Origin of the sequence: Sphingobium sp. SCG-1, assembly GCF_002953135.1 — a bacterium.
Lineage (GTDB): Bacteria > Pseudomonadota > Alphaproteobacteria > Sphingomonadales > Sphingomonadaceae > Sphingobium.
The window spans coordinates 1732477-1746117 of sequence record NZ_CP026372.1; the positions used below are offsets into that span (position 1 = coordinate 1732477).

At 53.2% G+C, this 13641-nt stretch carries 14 protein-coding genes; 9 read left to right on the plus strand and 5 right to left on the minus strand.

The features are described 5' to 3' along the window. Positions 1 to 49 precede the first annotated feature (49 nt). The 4 genes from C1T17_RS07875 (at position 50) to C1T17_RS21235 (ending at position 2813) form a co-directional block, all read left to right on the plus strand. Positions 50 to 406 (plus strand): YciI family protein, encoded by a 357-nt coding sequence (locus tag C1T17_RS07875; protein WP_104952974.1) that lies wholly within the window; start codon positions 50 to 52, stop codon positions 404 to 406. 328 nt (positions 407 to 734) lie between these two features. Then, positions 735 to 1100 (plus strand): plasmid mobilization protein, encoded by a 366-nt coding sequence (locus C1T17_RS07880; RefSeq protein ID WP_104952975.1) that lies wholly within the window; start codon positions 735 to 737, stop codon positions 1098 to 1100. Between the two features lie 2 nt (positions 1101 to 1102). Continuing rightward, positions 1103 to 2386, plus strand: coding sequence for a relaxase/mobilization nuclease domain-containing protein (locus tag C1T17_RS07885; RefSeq protein WP_104952976.1), 1284 nt, complete (start codon positions 1103 to 1105; stop codon positions 2384 to 2386). Between the two features lie 256 nt (positions 2387 to 2642). After that, complete coding sequence (locus C1T17_RS21235; RefSeq protein ID WP_189338540.1) at positions 2643 to 2813, plus strand: hypothetical protein; 171 nt, start codon at positions 2643 to 2645, stop codon at positions 2811 to 2813. 19 nt (positions 2814 to 2832) lie between these two features. Here the strand turns inward: C1T17_RS21235 and C1T17_RS07890 are convergent, their stop codons facing one another. Both C1T17_RS07890 and C1T17_RS07895 read right to left on the minus strand, forming a co-directional pair. Continuing rightward, a complete protein-coding gene (locus tag C1T17_RS07890) occupies positions 2833 to 3570 on the minus strand; it encodes a hypothetical protein (protein WP_145958969.1) in 738 nt (245 codons plus the stop codon). A 104-nt stretch (positions 3571 to 3674) separates the two neighbouring features. Then, positions 3675 to 4190, minus strand: a complete 516-nt coding sequence (locus C1T17_RS07895) for an antirestriction protein ArdA (protein WP_189338541.1) — start codon at positions 4188 to 4190, stop codon at positions 3675 to 3677. 433 nt (positions 4191 to 4623) lie between these two features. Between C1T17_RS07895 and C1T17_RS07900 the strand changes: the two genes are divergently transcribed. Both C1T17_RS07900 and C1T17_RS07905 read left to right on the plus strand, forming a co-directional pair. Next, entirely contained in the window at positions 4624 to 5622 is a 999-nt protein-coding gene (locus C1T17_RS07900; RefSeq protein ID WP_104952979.1) for an AAA family ATPase, read from the plus strand. Positions 5623 to 5784: 162 nt separating this feature from the next. After that, positions 5785 to 8100 carry a S8 family peptidase gene (locus tag C1T17_RS07905; protein ID WP_189338542.1) on the plus strand — a complete coding sequence of 772 codons (2316 nt, stop codon included), beginning with the start codon at positions 5785 to 5787 and terminating at the stop codon, positions 8098 to 8100. An 82-nt stretch (positions 8101 to 8182) separates the two neighbouring features. On the opposite strand, the gene C1T17_RS07910 is transcribed toward C1T17_RS07905, so the two are convergent. The 3 genes from C1T17_RS07910 to C1T17_RS07920 form a co-directional block, all read right to left on the minus strand. Further along, on the minus strand, positions 8183 to 9262 hold the full coding sequence (locus C1T17_RS07910; RefSeq protein ID WP_104952981.1) for a serine/threonine protein kinase: 1080 nt from the start codon (positions 9260 to 9262) through the stop codon (positions 8183 to 8185). Between the two features lie 10 nt (positions 9263 to 9272). Next, positions 9273 to 9689 (minus strand): DUF3010 family protein, encoded by a 417-nt coding sequence (locus C1T17_RS07915; RefSeq protein ID WP_104952982.1) that lies wholly within the window; start codon positions 9687 to 9689, stop codon positions 9273 to 9275. Positions 9690 to 10182: 493 nt separating this feature from the next. Next, the gene (locus C1T17_RS07920; protein WP_104952983.1) at positions 10183 to 10794 is read right to left on the minus strand and encodes a hypothetical protein; all 612 of its coding nucleotides are present in this window, start codon (positions 10792 to 10794) and stop codon (positions 10183 to 10185) included. Positions 10795 to 11009: 215 nt separating this feature from the next. Between C1T17_RS07920 and C1T17_RS07925 the strand changes: the two genes are divergently transcribed. The 3 genes from C1T17_RS07925 to C1T17_RS07935 all read left to right on the plus strand — a co-directional run bounded on the left by C1T17_RS07925 (position 11010) and on the right by C1T17_RS07935 (position 13639). Then, complete coding sequence (locus tag C1T17_RS07925) at positions 11010 to 11225, plus strand: hypothetical protein (protein ID WP_104952984.1); 216 nt, start codon at positions 11010 to 11012, stop codon at positions 11223 to 11225. 80 nt (positions 11226 to 11305) lie between these two features. After that, on the plus strand, positions 11306 to 12049 hold the full coding sequence (locus C1T17_RS07930; RefSeq protein ID WP_104952985.1) for a hypothetical protein: 744 nt from the start codon (positions 11306 to 11308) through the stop codon (positions 12047 to 12049). Between the two features lie 3 nt (positions 12050 to 12052). Further along, positions 12053 to 13639: a type IV secretory system conjugative DNA transfer family protein gene (locus tag C1T17_RS07935; RefSeq protein ID WP_145958970.1), complete on the plus strand. Its 1587-nt coding sequence runs from the start codon at positions 12053 to 12055 to the stop codon at positions 13637 to 13639. Positions 13640 to 13641: the final 2 nt, after the last annotated feature.

Genomic DNA, 13641 nt, shown 5'->3' on the forward strand with positions numbered 1-13641 from the left:
GTTTCCCCTCACTATGACATGCAGCCCGGCTCAACGAGGGAGACAGACGATGCGCGTGATGGTGTTGGTAAAGGCCACCGAGGACAGCGAGAAGGGCCTCTTCCCGGAACCCTGGACTAGCGAGATGATGGCCGCGATGGGACGCTTCAATGAGGAACTGGTGAAAGCCGGGATCATGGCGCCCGGCGGCGGCGATGGCCTCCAGCCTTCCTCACACGCCAAACGCGTCGCGTTCGACGGCCCCGGCCGCACCGTTATCGATGGCCCTTTCGCGCATCCCGGAGAGCTGGTGGCGGGCTTCTGGCTATGGGAGGTCAAGGACATGGACGAAGCTGTTGCTTGGGTAAAGCGCTGCCCCAATCCCATGCCCGGTCCCAGCGAAATAGAAATCCGTCCGCTCTATTGAGGCAGACCCACGGCGCGCACGCTCGGCCATGACAGTCATTTTCGCGCGTCCGGCAGGTGCGCCATCGAACCCGTCAGGTTCGCAAGGCCGACCGGCCGCCCGAGCTTATGCGAGGAAAGCCAAAGGGGCGGATGCGACCGCCCGGCGCTTGAAAGCAAACGAATACTGGCGCACCCCAGAGGTGCGCTTTCGAACGATCTATTCGAAATCCTTGCTCGTTGGAACGATATCCTCAAGTCCACTTCCTTAGGGAACGTGGCACCCCCGAATAACAATCAGACGCTTATATCCCCCCGATCTAAGCGAGCTTCCCGAATAAGAGGCTGACATGGCTAAGCCTCCTTGTACAGTTTTCGTATCTGTGCGCCTGACCTTCGAGGAGAAGGCCCGGCTTGATCAGGACGCGGCGGGTGTGACCACTTCCTCTTATTTGCGCTCCCGAATATTTGATTCTCATAATCCATCGCCGCGCCGTCGCGGCAAAAGTCCCGTGAAAGACCATCAGTTGCTTGCGCAGCTTTTAGGTAAGTTGGGGGAATCCCGGCTTTCATCCAATCTGAATCAGTTGGCCCGTATGGCCAATTCGGGAAGTCTGCCTGTCACTCCTGACACGGAAGCTGCCCTCATATCGGCGGCTTTTGAAGTTAAGGATATTCGCCGCATACTCCTTGTAGCCCTTAATCTTGAGCCATAGTCATGATCCTCAAGGCATCAAAGCGCGGCGGCTCGACCCAGTTGGGGGTTCACCTGCTCAAGACCGAAGAAAATGAGCATGTCGAGGTACACGAAATCAGCGGGTTCATTGCCGACGATCTGATGGGGGCGATGAAGGAAGCATATGCGCTTTCACGCGGCACCAGATGCAATCAGCATATATTCTCCTTGTCGCTCAATCCACCTGCCAGCGAGTCCGTCCGCGTCGAGGTGTTCGAACAAGCCTGTAATACGATTGAGGAACGGCTGGGCCTGAAAGGCCAGCCCCGTATAATCGTCTTTCATGAGAAGGAAGGCCGCCGTCACGCGCATGCCGTATGGTCCCGGATAGATGCCGACACCATGACCGCCAAACCGCTACCGTTTTTCAAGACGAAACTGCGCGATATCGCCAAGGAACTCTACCTCGAAAATGGCTGGTCGATGCCGGAAGGGTTCCGGGATTCCAAGCTGCGCGATCCGCGCAACTTCACGCTGGATGAGTGGCAACAAGCTAAACGTGCGGGCCTTGATGCCCGCGAGGTCAAAGCAACGATTCAGGAATGCTGGAACAAGTCAGATAACGGGGCAGCTTTCGCTAAAGCCCTTGAAGAGCGTGGCTTGTTTCTCGCGCAGGGAGACCGGCGCGGCCATGTAGCCGTGTCCATTGAGGGCGAAGCCTTCGCGATCGCGCGTATGATCGGCCAAAAGGGTAAGGAAGTATCGGCTCGCCTTGGCGATCCGAAAGAATGGCGGACGGTCGCTGATACCGTCCGACATATCGGTGAGACGGTCGCACCGCGACTGTCTCGCCATATCACAGAAGCCAAGCGTATTGCCGCAGAGGCAATCAAACCGCTCAACGAACAGAAGTTGGGAATGAAGGATGCCCATAAGGCCGAACGGCAGAAACTGGACCGGAAGCAGCGGGAACGTCTGGCGGACGAACAGCGCACAAGATCGACGCGGCTTCGCAAGGGCGTTTCGGGGGCATGGGATGTGTTGACCGGACGTTATTTCAAAGTCCGTAAACAGAATGAAATGGAGACCTATTTCGGGTTACAGCGTGATCGCAATCAGCGTCACGATCTGGTGCAATCGCAGTTGAAAGACCGTCAAGGATTGCATACCCAGATTTCGGCTGTTCGTGAAAGTCATGCGCGGCAGATGCTCAACCTGTATCGGGATGCGGCACGATATCGCCAAATGGCGCGTGATGGCTCCTCTGGCAGAGGGAATGAGGGTCGTGGCCGTTCCTCGCCTCGCGGACCTGAATTGGGGCGTTAGATGTTTGCCTGACCTCCTACGTCTGTCGGTCTGCCTGATCCCTCATAACTTTGTCTGTTTTCCTCTTCTGTATTGCCCCGTCTGGGGCGCGTATTTGTTCGTTATACCAGCCGATGAATGACGATGGTGCAAGGCGTGTAAATAGCCTTCTCCACGTCCGTTCCGATTGCGAGGCAATGCACCTCATTCATATGGACTGATTTTTCCTTCTCAACGCGGCCCATCCGGGGCGGCGCAAGACATACAGGAGGAATCCATGTTCAAAGTAACCAAAGCTGATCTGGCACAGAAAACCGACGCGCAACTAGCCGCGCTGTTTCAACAGGCAAGCCATCACCTCAAGCCTAGCATTTCTGATACACCACAAGCGCAATCACTTCTTGCCATGATCCGCGCCGAAATTACGCGTCGCGGACGACGTCCGTGACGTAAGGCGCTTTGCATATCTACTGCGTTATGACGGTGAAATATGTCAGATAGTTGTTCCCGTCCTTCGTGCAGAATGAGTCGCGTCCATTAATGGCGGGGTCGCTCATGGCAGCGGTCGAAAACATCGATCCATTCACGAAGCTGCCGGAGGAATTCGAAGCCAACACAGCAGGTGGCTCGCCACCGGGATTGTCTGCTCCAGAAAGCTCGTTGTACGCAATGCACGTCTCGCGCTTCACGTAATTCCGCATAACGACCAGTTCCGAGGTCGTACTGCTGCCGCCATCTGTCCCAACACCAGATATCTGGCGAACTCTGAAAGCGGCATGACCGGGAACATATGCTCCGGCAATCGAAGGCTCCCCGGTCGTCATGGCGTCAGCGACAGGCAAAGCCGGAGCTAAGCCGCCGCCATTTGCGTCGAAGAGGTGGCATCTTTTGTCAGAGGGAGCATTGCTGTTTGCGCTATTGAGCATCGTTCCATCATTCTTGACGAACAATGGGCTGCTGACATCAAGCATTGTTATATCGCAGTTGTTGACCAGCTTCATTTTCATGATGGCCTGCCGTATTCCGGTATTAATCTGGAGAATTTGCGCGGCTTGGGTCTTTGCCCTTTCAGGGGAAACGGAGTGCTCGCCGTTTCTACTAGAACTGGTGACCGCGTATGACAGAGCAGCGAACAGTGCGACTGTAAGCAGGATCAGAAAAAGTACATTGCCGCGCTCGGTCCGGCGTGCGCGCTCGTAACGCATTGGTAATAATATTACCATTTTGAGGTCTATGTTGCAACCCAGCAAAGTGTCGCCTTAATTGGCACGGCGTAAAGATCGCCTTCAGATATGTCTGCTTCTCCATATCACTGCGCAAAAACGTGGATTTCGTCATGGGCAGTCTGGATGGTGAAAACATCGCCGCTCATTTCCACGTCCCGCGCCATGGCCTGCCAGTCGATGTAAAACCGCAACGCTGCGGGAACATCCAAGCTTTCTTCAGTCAAACCCCGCACATAATCTGCAAGATCGGAATAGACGCCGTGATAGCGGTCTTCCAACGCCGCTCGCGCCTCGTCCAGTGATCCGTAATAGTTGACCAGTTCCGCGCCCAGTCTTCCATGCTCGACAACGAACGCGGCCTTTTCGGCTACGCTTTCTATCCCGGCATATTCTTCGATGCGAATGCCTTCGAAGCCCTCATAATCATGGATCGCCCATTCTTCGGCATCGGCAATCGGTGAAGCTTTGAGCATCTTGGCAATGTCGTCATAGATTGCCCAAGCGTCTTGGGTTGCTTCAATCCACTCGCCATGCAGGATGGCATTATTGTAGGCCGCCAAACAGGCGACATAGATTCTGATTTCTGGTTTGTTCTCCATTTTGGTTCTCTTGGGGTTTGGGTTGCACATGCAACCCGTTGCCCATCGGCGAGATTGGGGGAGCAAACGGAGTGGATGGCTTCGCGGGGAACCTGCTGCACGAAACGCAGTGGAGGAAGCTGGGCGGAAGGCATTCCGAAGTGCGCCGGGGCAAAGCCCCAGCCCTTTTGCGTTAGCGGTCGTCACCAACTGGCCGAGACTACAGGCTCGGTAAGCGTCAGCGCATAGGACGCGGCCCGATAAGGAAACGCCTAGCAGCTAGATAGAAAGTCGATGTCGGGCTCGTAATGAAGTGTACCGCCATGGCGTTGAAATCAGCAAAAAATGTTAACCCAATGATTTAAAGTAACATTTTCCTAATGCTGAGTTTGGTGGCCGTGAAAAAGGTTCGCCAAACTGAGGGAGTAGTGTAAGCTTAATTCAGAGGGATTCAGTGTCGAACGTTAAACAAATTCTCGCAATGCTAAGAAGCCGCGCCGAAGGCGATGAGGAAACCTTTTTCTCCATTGCGCTTCAAGTTGCTGCTTCTGAAGCCCGACAAGGTCGCCGCCAAACAGCGGAAGAACTTCGATCTGAGATAGATAAGGCTCGTACGAAGAGTTCTCGGGGTGCCTCCATCCCTATTAAGTTTTCCGCTCCAAGGGGTGACGTTCAAGGCCTCATCGAAATGCGAGAAGCGCGTTTCAAGCTCAAAGACGTCGTTCTGAACGAACGCCAAATATCGGGTATGGATGATTTCATTCGCCAACAGCGGAAAAGAGACTGGTTGCGCGAACATGGCAAAGTGCCGAATCGCCGGATGCTTTTTGTCGGCCCACCGGGCTCTGGGAAAACGATGTCAGCGGAGGCTCTGGCTGGCGAGTTACTGCTGCCCTTTTTTGTTATTCGTTTAGAAGCGTTGATCACCCGCTACATGGGGGAGACGGCGGCGAAATTACGGTTGGTATTTGATGAAACTGCCAGACATCGCGGCGTTTATCTGTTCGACGAGTTTGATGCAGTAGGAGCCCAACGAACGGCGACAAACGATGTCGCTGAAATGAGACGTGTCTTGAACTCCTTCTTACAATTTATGGAGGAAGGAAATTCAACTGATAGCGTAATAGTTTGCTCTACGAACCATCCCTCCCTTTTAGATCGGGCCTTGTTGAGAAGGTACGATCAGGTTCTAGAGTTCGATGCTCCATCGGCAGAACAAATACAAAAGCTGATAATCACGAACGCTCAACCTGCCAAACTCGCTAGGATTTCTTGGAAGAAAGTTCTTGTTGCCTCCGAGGGGCTCAGCCAAGCAGAAATTGTTCGTGCGGTTGATGATTCTGTGAAAACCGCAATTCTTGATGAAAATTTAAGTATTTCGACTGAGGATCTTTTAAATCGGCTGCATGACAGGCATGTAATGAGGACTGCCTTTTTAGACAAAGACACCTGATAAACTATGCCACCTCGCTTTACGCTTCCACATATCGACATTGCACGCCTCGTAAGTTCGCAGGAGTATACCGGAACAGGCGGGGGCGGCGGCGGTAGTGGAGCTCGCGACCGCATTGCACATGGCACTCGCGTAAAAACAGAACTTGCTGCGGCTCTCAGTTTGTCAGATGCGCTTCGGCCGCAAGATGACCGACTAGATGCCGCCGAAGGATCTTACATCGAAGTGGATCTCAGGTCAGGCACGAACGCTGATGCGCTCGATCTAAAAGGGGCGGGCATTCGGTCAGGTTCTGCAAAGGTTGATAATGAAAATGATCGGACCATCACTCTTTTTGTGCCAGACAGCGCGCGCTTGGTCCTCGAGCAAATAATTGAAGACTACCTTACCGGACCTCTGACTGAGCGGGCTCAAAATCCCCCTAATCAAGCCAAAGTTGAAGCGATTGAAGCCTTCAGGACGGTGACACTAGCATCGTTTTGGACCGATGATCGTTCAGCGATGCCGGAAACTCCGCAGGAAAAAATCTGGTGGGCTTTGTGGTGCCATCCCGATGGCGAGGATAAAATAGAAGAGGTTTGCGAGAGGATGGGGCTTCGCGTAGCTGATCGCGAACGGCGCCAGTATTTTCCGGAGATCGTAGTCATTCCGGTATGGTCAACGCGAGCGGCCATAGAGCTACTTTTATATTCGACAGGAGCAGTCTCTGAGCTAAGACGAGCAAACGATTCTCCGAAATTTTTTCTTGATGACATCCATGGCGAGCAGGCACCATGGGTTGAGGATTTTGCTGAGAGGATTACTTGGCCAGCCTCGGATGCTCCGGCAGTCTGCATATTCGACACTGGAGTGAACCGGGCTCATTCCCTCATTGAGCCTGCATTATCTAGCGATGATATGCACGCGATCGATAGAGCTTGGGGTACTGCCGACCAACCTGAGGGCCATGGAACCGCCATGGCAGGATTGGCACTTCATGGCGATTTAACTGCATCTCTCGGCGACAGATCGACACCACGGCTCAAACATCGGCTGGAATCTGTGAAGATCATGCCACCTCGCGGATTCGATCCCCATGAGCCACATAACTATGGTCCGGTGACTCAAAGCGCCATTTCCCTGCCAGAAATAAGCGCTCCAGACAGAGGCCGGATTTTTTGTATGGCAGTAACTAATGATAAAGTGTCGGGAGCAAGACCCTCGGCGTGGAGCGCAGCAATAGATCAAGCGGCTATCGGGGCCATGCCCGGAGATGACGATCACGCGCCGAAAAGGCTTATCGTTTTATCCGGCGGAAACACGCCTTCACCGATAGAGTTTGCTCGTCTTCGACCGCAGGATGAACATCCAATCGAAGATCCTGCGCAAGCTTGGAATGCGTTGAGCGTTGGGGGCTACACGGATTTCAGCATCGTAGGGGAAGACGGATACGAGGATTGGACACCACTAGCAGATACTGGGGCATTGAGCCCTCATAGTTGCACGAGCGCAAGTTGGCCAAGGAATGCTCCTATTAAGCCTGAAATAGTTATGGAGGCAGGAAATCGTGGGGTTAGCCCAGCGAGGCGTGATGTGATGACGTTTGGATCGATGTCCCTATGCTCTACCGGGGCGGATGTAGCCACCGATCCCTTAGTTGCCTTTCAGGGGACAAGTGCCGCAGCAGCACAAGCTGCGCGATTGGCAGCACGCCTGTTAGCGGATCATCCAGAGTTTTGGCCGGAAACCGTACGTGGCCTAATGGTTCATAGCGCCGAATGGACCGAGCACATGATAGCTGCTCTAGCCCGGCTTCCAGGCAAAAAGGAAAGGTGCGAGTTAATCCGCCACTTTGGATACGGCGTTCCAGACTATGAAAGGGCTACTGCATCTGCGCAGAACCATCTTGCGCTATTTTCTCAAGCTGAAATTCAGCCCTTTAGACTACAGGGTGGTCGCAAGTTCAACGAATGCCATTACTACGATCTGCCTATACCCCGGGACATCTTGGAAGAGATGGAAAATAAGACAATAGAACTGAAAGTGACGTTGTCTTATTTTATCGATCCAAATCCGGGTCGATCCGCAAATATAAACCCCTTCCGATATCAGTCCCACGGTTTGAGGTTTGACCTCAGGCGCAAGGCGGAAACGTTAGCTAAGTTCAAAGAGCGCGTAAACGCATCAGAGCGAGATGACCCTCTCATCGCTCCTCCGACGGTGGCTGATGATAATCGATGGACCCTTGGCCCCCAAAATATAAATTCAGGGTCACTCCATTCGGACATATGGATTGGCCCCGCCATCGAACTACTAGGTCGAGACACGCTTTGCATTAAACCCGTAGGCGGATGGTGCCGTGATCGATCTACGCGGGAACATTGTAACGCGAAACGACGCTATTCTCTGATTGTAACGGTGAAGGCGCATGACGCCACTGTCGATCTGTACACGCCCATCAAAAATATGGTCGATGTTACGGTGGATATCGCAAACTAAACTTAACCTATGAAACGCTAAAACTATCAGTGCAATTCAGCAAGCCAATTGATCATCAATTAGCTGTAACTGTTCAGTGTACTTAAAGTCGTTCAGCCAGTTTTATGGCTTCCACAAGTGACATGGCTGGATGCTTGTTCTGCTTCCGCCAAGAAGTGTGCTCGCCAGTCTTTTTCTCGATTAAATATTTGCCGCTACGTTCAGTGAGCCTAAATCTGCCGCGATGCTTATGAAGGATGGGCTCGGGTTCCAAGCGCCAGTCTGGAAGCGCAGACCGCATGTTGCTAAGCTTGACGATAAAATCCGACATGCTTGCATACCTGTCAGTATAGTCCAGTTTGCAACATTTTCGGACAACTTTGACAAGTTCGTCCGGAATCCACGCTGGCAAGGTCCCGTAATTTAAAACCTTTCCGCTTGTTATTTTCTTTTCGATTATCGCGGTTGCATAGAACTGGTTTTCTGGCTCGGGCTTTGCGCAGTAAATCGCCAACTCCTTTTCAGAGAGCCATTCCGCTTCATTATATTTTAGAACTCCACCGAGTAGTTGATAAAGAATAATTCCTATCTGATAAATGTCGCCCTGTGGATATGCGCGACCTGTCGCCACTTCTTCCGGCGTCCTGTAGATTAGAGAATGCTTCGATCCAGTTTTCGCGTAGCCATGTTCGTTCTTTTCAACGATCGAACCGAAGTCGCCAATAACAAATTTTTTGTCAGAGTTGCAGAATATATTCGAAGGTTTCAGATCGCGGTGAATGAATCCGGATGCGTGAATTGTATTTGCTCCAGTGGCCACTTCTAAGATTATCTCGACTGCCTGCCGTACGCCAATCCCACCTTTTTCCAAATGCTCATCAAGATCACCGTGCTCACAATATGCGGTGATAAAATAGGCGTCATCTTTGTCAATGGCAGCCGCGTCTAATACATGAAGGGTGTGTGGGGAGGCGAGGTCACACAGATGCTTTGGCTCCAAATGTGCGCCGTCACCCCAATAGTAGAATTTTACAACGACTTTTTGATCCGTGATGCGGTTTTTTCCGACAAGGACATAGCCGTTATTTCCCTTCTGGATATCGTTCTCGAAGTCAATTTTCTTTGCCAGTTCTTGGGCCGTGGGAAGGAGTTGAATAGGCAATGCTGTTAGATCGACTGGCATTACGGCACCTTTACAACTTAGCCAGTTCCGAGACAGCCGCTAGATAAGCATCGCTCTGATATTGGTTGATCGTCGCGGGGATTGCTCCAGTGTTTTTGCTAGACAGCTTCGACAAGGCCTGCGGACTTACAAATTCGACCGGAATACCGGACAATTGGAATAGCCCTTCAATTTTAAAAGTGACGCCGCCAGCAGCCATCTGGCCTTTTGTCTGGCGAGTTTTGATTACAAAGCACTTTAGATTATGGTCCTTCGCAAGCGCCTTAATAGCTTCAAAAAGTACTTGCACGGACTTACAATCGCGGTCGTCATTCAAGGACAGTTTCTTGGACGCGGATTTGATGTGGAGTAAGCCCCCCTCATCATCGATTTCAACAATCGCTAGAATCGCTTCTTTTGCTTTAATCTCTACGCCGCAGACTTTCATGAATCCTCCAGATTGGAGAGTGATAGTACGCGCTCGAGATGGATTTCGAAAGAGTTCAGTGTCAATTGCTGGAACAACGATCTTTTGCTGATGCCCAGCGCTGTTTTGGCCCGTGTGAAGGCGTCAATTGCAACGGATGTGGGTAGCAGGTTGACCCTTCCATAGAAGCAGGGTCACAAGGGGCAGGCACGCCCCTTGGTCGTCTCAATGGGCGAAACCCTTGTGCAGGGTCCATGGGCGGCAAACGCTTTGGTCTTCGATGAAATCGGCATGGGGTCAGGGGGAGCAGGCACGCTCCGATTGTTGATGGGGTTTGGGGAGAGCAAAAGTCTCCCCGATGGTGCTGATCCGGCTCAAGGCCGGTGAAGTGCCAATGGCTAGAGGGATGCAACGGGAGAGCGCAGTGTCTCCCTTGCCAAGTGCTGCCGTGACACGGCAGACACCTTGCGGATGCTATAAGCCCGTTCTTCCTACTGCTGCACTCTCAATATATTTACATGCCGCCTCGCTCGCGAAGCCTTTCGAGCATTTGTTGATGTTCTCTGGCCAGACGCATCGCAGGGCTGTTTTGGATTTCACGAGCCATACGCACAACAGGGCTATTTTCGATTTCACGGGCCATACGCACAACGGGGCTGTTCTCGATGTCGCGCACCATCTTCATTGTTGGACTGTTCTGAAAATCCAAAATAGCTTTCATTGCTGGAGACAAGTCCATGCCCATCGCCGCCCTCATTACCGCGGAGTTGGGGATGGTCCCCATCGCGGCCTTCATTATAGCGGAATTAGGAATGGCCCCCATCGCAGCAGCCCTGATAGCACTTAGATCGCTCCTCGGATTTGCTGACATCTTCGCTACCTTTCTGCGCTCGCGCTCTTCGGCGCGGGCTTTGGCTTCTGCTAACAGCGCGTCCTTGCGATCTTTCCATTTCGTCTGCCACCGTCTCACATCAGCGTCACTGGCATTGCGGTTGTAACCCCGCATTGCTGCCGTCGCTTTCGTATTGGGGCGGGCGAAAATCATGTCAGCAATGGCCATCAATGCCCTGCTGTCGTCCTTTTCGCTGCCTCTAGGGCGGCCCCTACTTTTATTGGAACTGGTCATCTGCGACCTCCTTTCGTTCTAATAAGAATGTCAGTATGGGGCTGGAATTCAAGCGAGAAGAAAGCTTTGTCCAAGAAATTATACGAGGAAAATTCAAAGGGCGGATTCAGAAAGCGAGATTAAATCCTCGGCTGCCTTGTCGTGCAGTCCTATCCCCCCGGCTTGCTCACTTAGCAATGCGACTGCTGCTGTCTTACCATGAAGGGAGATAGGCCATGATCGACGTTACCGCAGTTGGAGACCTGACATTCGAAATCCGCTTTGATGAAAAGCTTCGGGAAGACCTGAAGGAAGTCGCGGGCTGGGGTACAAGCGCCGATGCCATTCAGCGCATCCTCTCCGATATCATTCTGGGATGTAATCCATACCGGGAATTCGACTGCGATTTTCCGTCGCATTTTCTAAAAAGTTTTCCGCGAAGCTGGCATTGATGACCTTATCCCCCGAATGGGCGACGATTTGGTTGCATCTGAGCGAACGGCAATCCTGCCCTTCGCTGAGGTAACAAACCATGCGTCCCACTATCGATCCCGCTTCCGACACTGGCCCACGCTTTCGCGCTGAACGCGTCCCGCGTTCAGCAAGCTTCTCTGATCTGCCTGATCTGTCGGAACGGCCCCGCCGCCGCCTGCATCCCATGGTGTTTGCAGGCGGCGTATTCCTGATGGCGAGCGCAGCCTTCTATGGCGCGGAAGCCTTGTTGCCGCCCAGCTTCAAGCCGTCCGTCTTCACTGGCGGCTATCAACGGGAAATCGCCAAGGCGAAATCCGAAGGCGAGCTTGCCTCCCGCATCCAGTATGACAAGCAACTGAAGGTTTATGAAACCGCCGCCGTAGTTTGGCAGGAACAATGCAAGGCCAGCCTTCAAGCGCTAAATTCCAACTACGAAGCCGTTTATCGCCGGGCGGGCGTCGGCTATCAACTCGCCGCCGACTTGCAAAAGCAATATGCGAACTATCGCTATGCCATCGCGCAAAGTTCGGTTGGCGGCGAGATCGGCGTAGCCAATACCGCCACGACGTTCGGGTATTGGATAGGTTTGCTCGACCCGGAAATGGGAAAGCAGTCGCTGGAATTCGCGGAAAATGCCCGGCGGCAGGCTTACGCCAAATTGGACGAGGCCGCGCAGTCGGGTATCACTGTGTCAGCCGAAGGCTGGGATGACGGCCTTGTCGATCCGGCATCGTTCTCAGGCAAGTTCCGTTGCGACATGCCATCCGCACCGCTCGCTCTTCAGCCCTCTTCGGAGGGCTGAGCCGTGCGCGAGTTCTGGAACGGCTTTTCTTCGTTTCTAGGCATGGCACGTAACTTCGAGGCTGATGCCCGCACGGCAGAGGCGATGGAATATCAACGTATGGCAAGACGCCGCGCGCTGATGATCGAACAGCGTTATCTTGACGAGGAGGCATCAGGCGATCTGGGCGACGCACGGCTGGGCGACCTGCAAGATGCGCAAGATGCTAATCTCCTCGATCCTGCTGGCCTTTACACTGGTGTTCTCGATGGCGAGATGCTGTTTCTCAACAGCGATGGTCACCATCTGGTTTATGGACGTGCGGGAAGTGGTAAGGGCGTCACTTCCGCACAGCCCAATTTGGCCCATTATACAGAGTCTATGTTCGTCACAGACTTGAAGGATGGGGAGCTTCATTATTCAAGCGCGGAGCATCGTGCCGAAACCCTCGGCCATGATGTTTACACGCTTGATCCATGGGGCATTCGGGGGCGGTCGGCGCAAGCAAATCCGCTCCATCGTCTCGGGCAGATAGTGGCCGCTGGTCGGCTGATTGATGATGAAGCCGACGAAATCACCCTGATCTTGTTGCCGAAAGGAAAAGGCGAAGGTGGCGAGAATGGTTGGGTCCGTAAAGGCGCTCGCCGCCTGATCGCAGCCCGGATGAAGTATTTGGCTTATACTGACCATAACCGCCTGACCTTGTCGGAATTGTGGCGCTTCATCAATTGCTCGGACGCCGATCTGGAAGCCTCGTTTGATGAGATGATCCACTGCGGTTTCGAGGATGTAGCTGGAGCGTCGGCTGTGATGGCCAGCGTTTTCAAAGAAGCCCCCAAGCAATTCGAGTCATATAGAGCGGAATCCATTGACGCCTTGGCAGCATTTAGCCCCGGCAGTGCGCTTGCCCGTGCGACCATGGGCAATGACATCGATTTCGGTCAAATGAAGCATAAGCCGATAACGGTTTATCTTTGCGTTCCATCGTCGAAACTGGGCGTGGCGGCACCTTGGATCGCAATGATCCTCAATCACGCTATCGAACAAATTGCCGCAACTACGGGGCCGAACAAAACCCGCTTCTTGATTGACGAGTTTGCCCAGCTACCTGCGCCGATACCGGCAGTTATGAAGGCCCTACGCCTTTACCGAGGCCGGGGCATCTTGCTCTCGATGTACTGCCAAGGCCGCTTCTCGCTGCGCGATGCGGGCTATTCGGAAGCGGCGATCAAAGAGATTGAGGATCAAGCCGCATGCTTGCAAATGTGGGGCGTAGAAGACCCATCGTTGCTCAAGGATATTGAATACTGGTCGGGCAATACCTCAATCGTTCAAGTGCGGCCCAGCCATAGCGGTGGTGCCGTTGCATCCGCATCTCTCGGGCGCAATGAAGTCAAGCGTCCTGTCCTCCAGGCGGAGGACATAAGGCGCATCGGCGATGGGCAGCAGATTATCAAGCTGCCCGGCTTCCCGCTATTTGTCACCGACCGCATTCCCTATTGGCAGGTGACACCATGGAAATCGCAGCTCCGCGATGTGCGCGATCTGCATTTTGGCACGAGCAGCGAAAACCAAGTTTCGCCTCCCCATCATCCAACTACGGAAGAATGAAT

Excerpts from the sequence above, each read along its gene's own strand:
- C1T17_RS07890 (WP_145958969.1), bottom strand. The coding sequence starts at position 3,570 with ATGCGTTACGAGCGCGCACGCCGGACCGAGCGCGGCAATGTACTTTTT.
- C1T17_RS07880 (WP_104952975.1), top strand. The coding sequence starts at position 735 with ATGGCTAAGCCTCCTTGTACAGTTTTCGTATCTGTGCGCCTGACCTTC.
- C1T17_RS07875 (WP_104952974.1), top strand. The coding sequence starts at position 50 with ATGCGCGTGATGGTGTTGGTAAAGGCCACCGAGGACAGCGAGAAGGGC.
- C1T17_RS07920 (WP_104952983.1), bottom strand. The coding sequence starts at position 10,794 with ATGACCAGTTCCAATAAAAGTAGGGGCCGCCCTAGAGGCAGCGAAAAG.
- C1T17_RS07925 (WP_104952984.1), top strand. The coding sequence starts at position 11,010 with ATGATCGACGTTACCGCAGTTGGAGACCTGACATTCGAAATCCGCTTT.
- C1T17_RS21235 (WP_189338540.1), top strand. The coding sequence starts at position 2,643 with ATGTTCAAAGTAACCAAAGCTGATCTGGCACAGAAAACCGACGCGCAA.
- C1T17_RS07930 (WP_104952985.1), top strand. The coding sequence starts at position 11,306 with ATGCGTCCCACTATCGATCCCGCTTCCGACACTGGCCCACGCTTTCGC.
- C1T17_RS07915 (WP_104952982.1), bottom strand. The coding sequence starts at position 9,689 with ATGAAAGTCTGCGGCGTAGAGATTAAAGCAAAAGAAGCGATTCTAGCG.
- C1T17_RS07885 (WP_104952976.1), top strand. The coding sequence starts at position 1,103 with ATGATCCTCAAGGCATCAAAGCGCGGCGGCTCGACCCAGTTGGGGGTT.
- C1T17_RS07895 (WP_189338541.1), bottom strand. The coding sequence starts at position 4,190 with ATGGAGAACAAACCAGAAATCAGAATCTATGTCGCCTGTTTGGCGGCC.
- C1T17_RS07910 (WP_104952981.1), bottom strand. The coding sequence starts at position 9,262 with ATGCCAGTCGATCTAACAGCATTGCCTATTCAACTCCTTCCCACGGCC.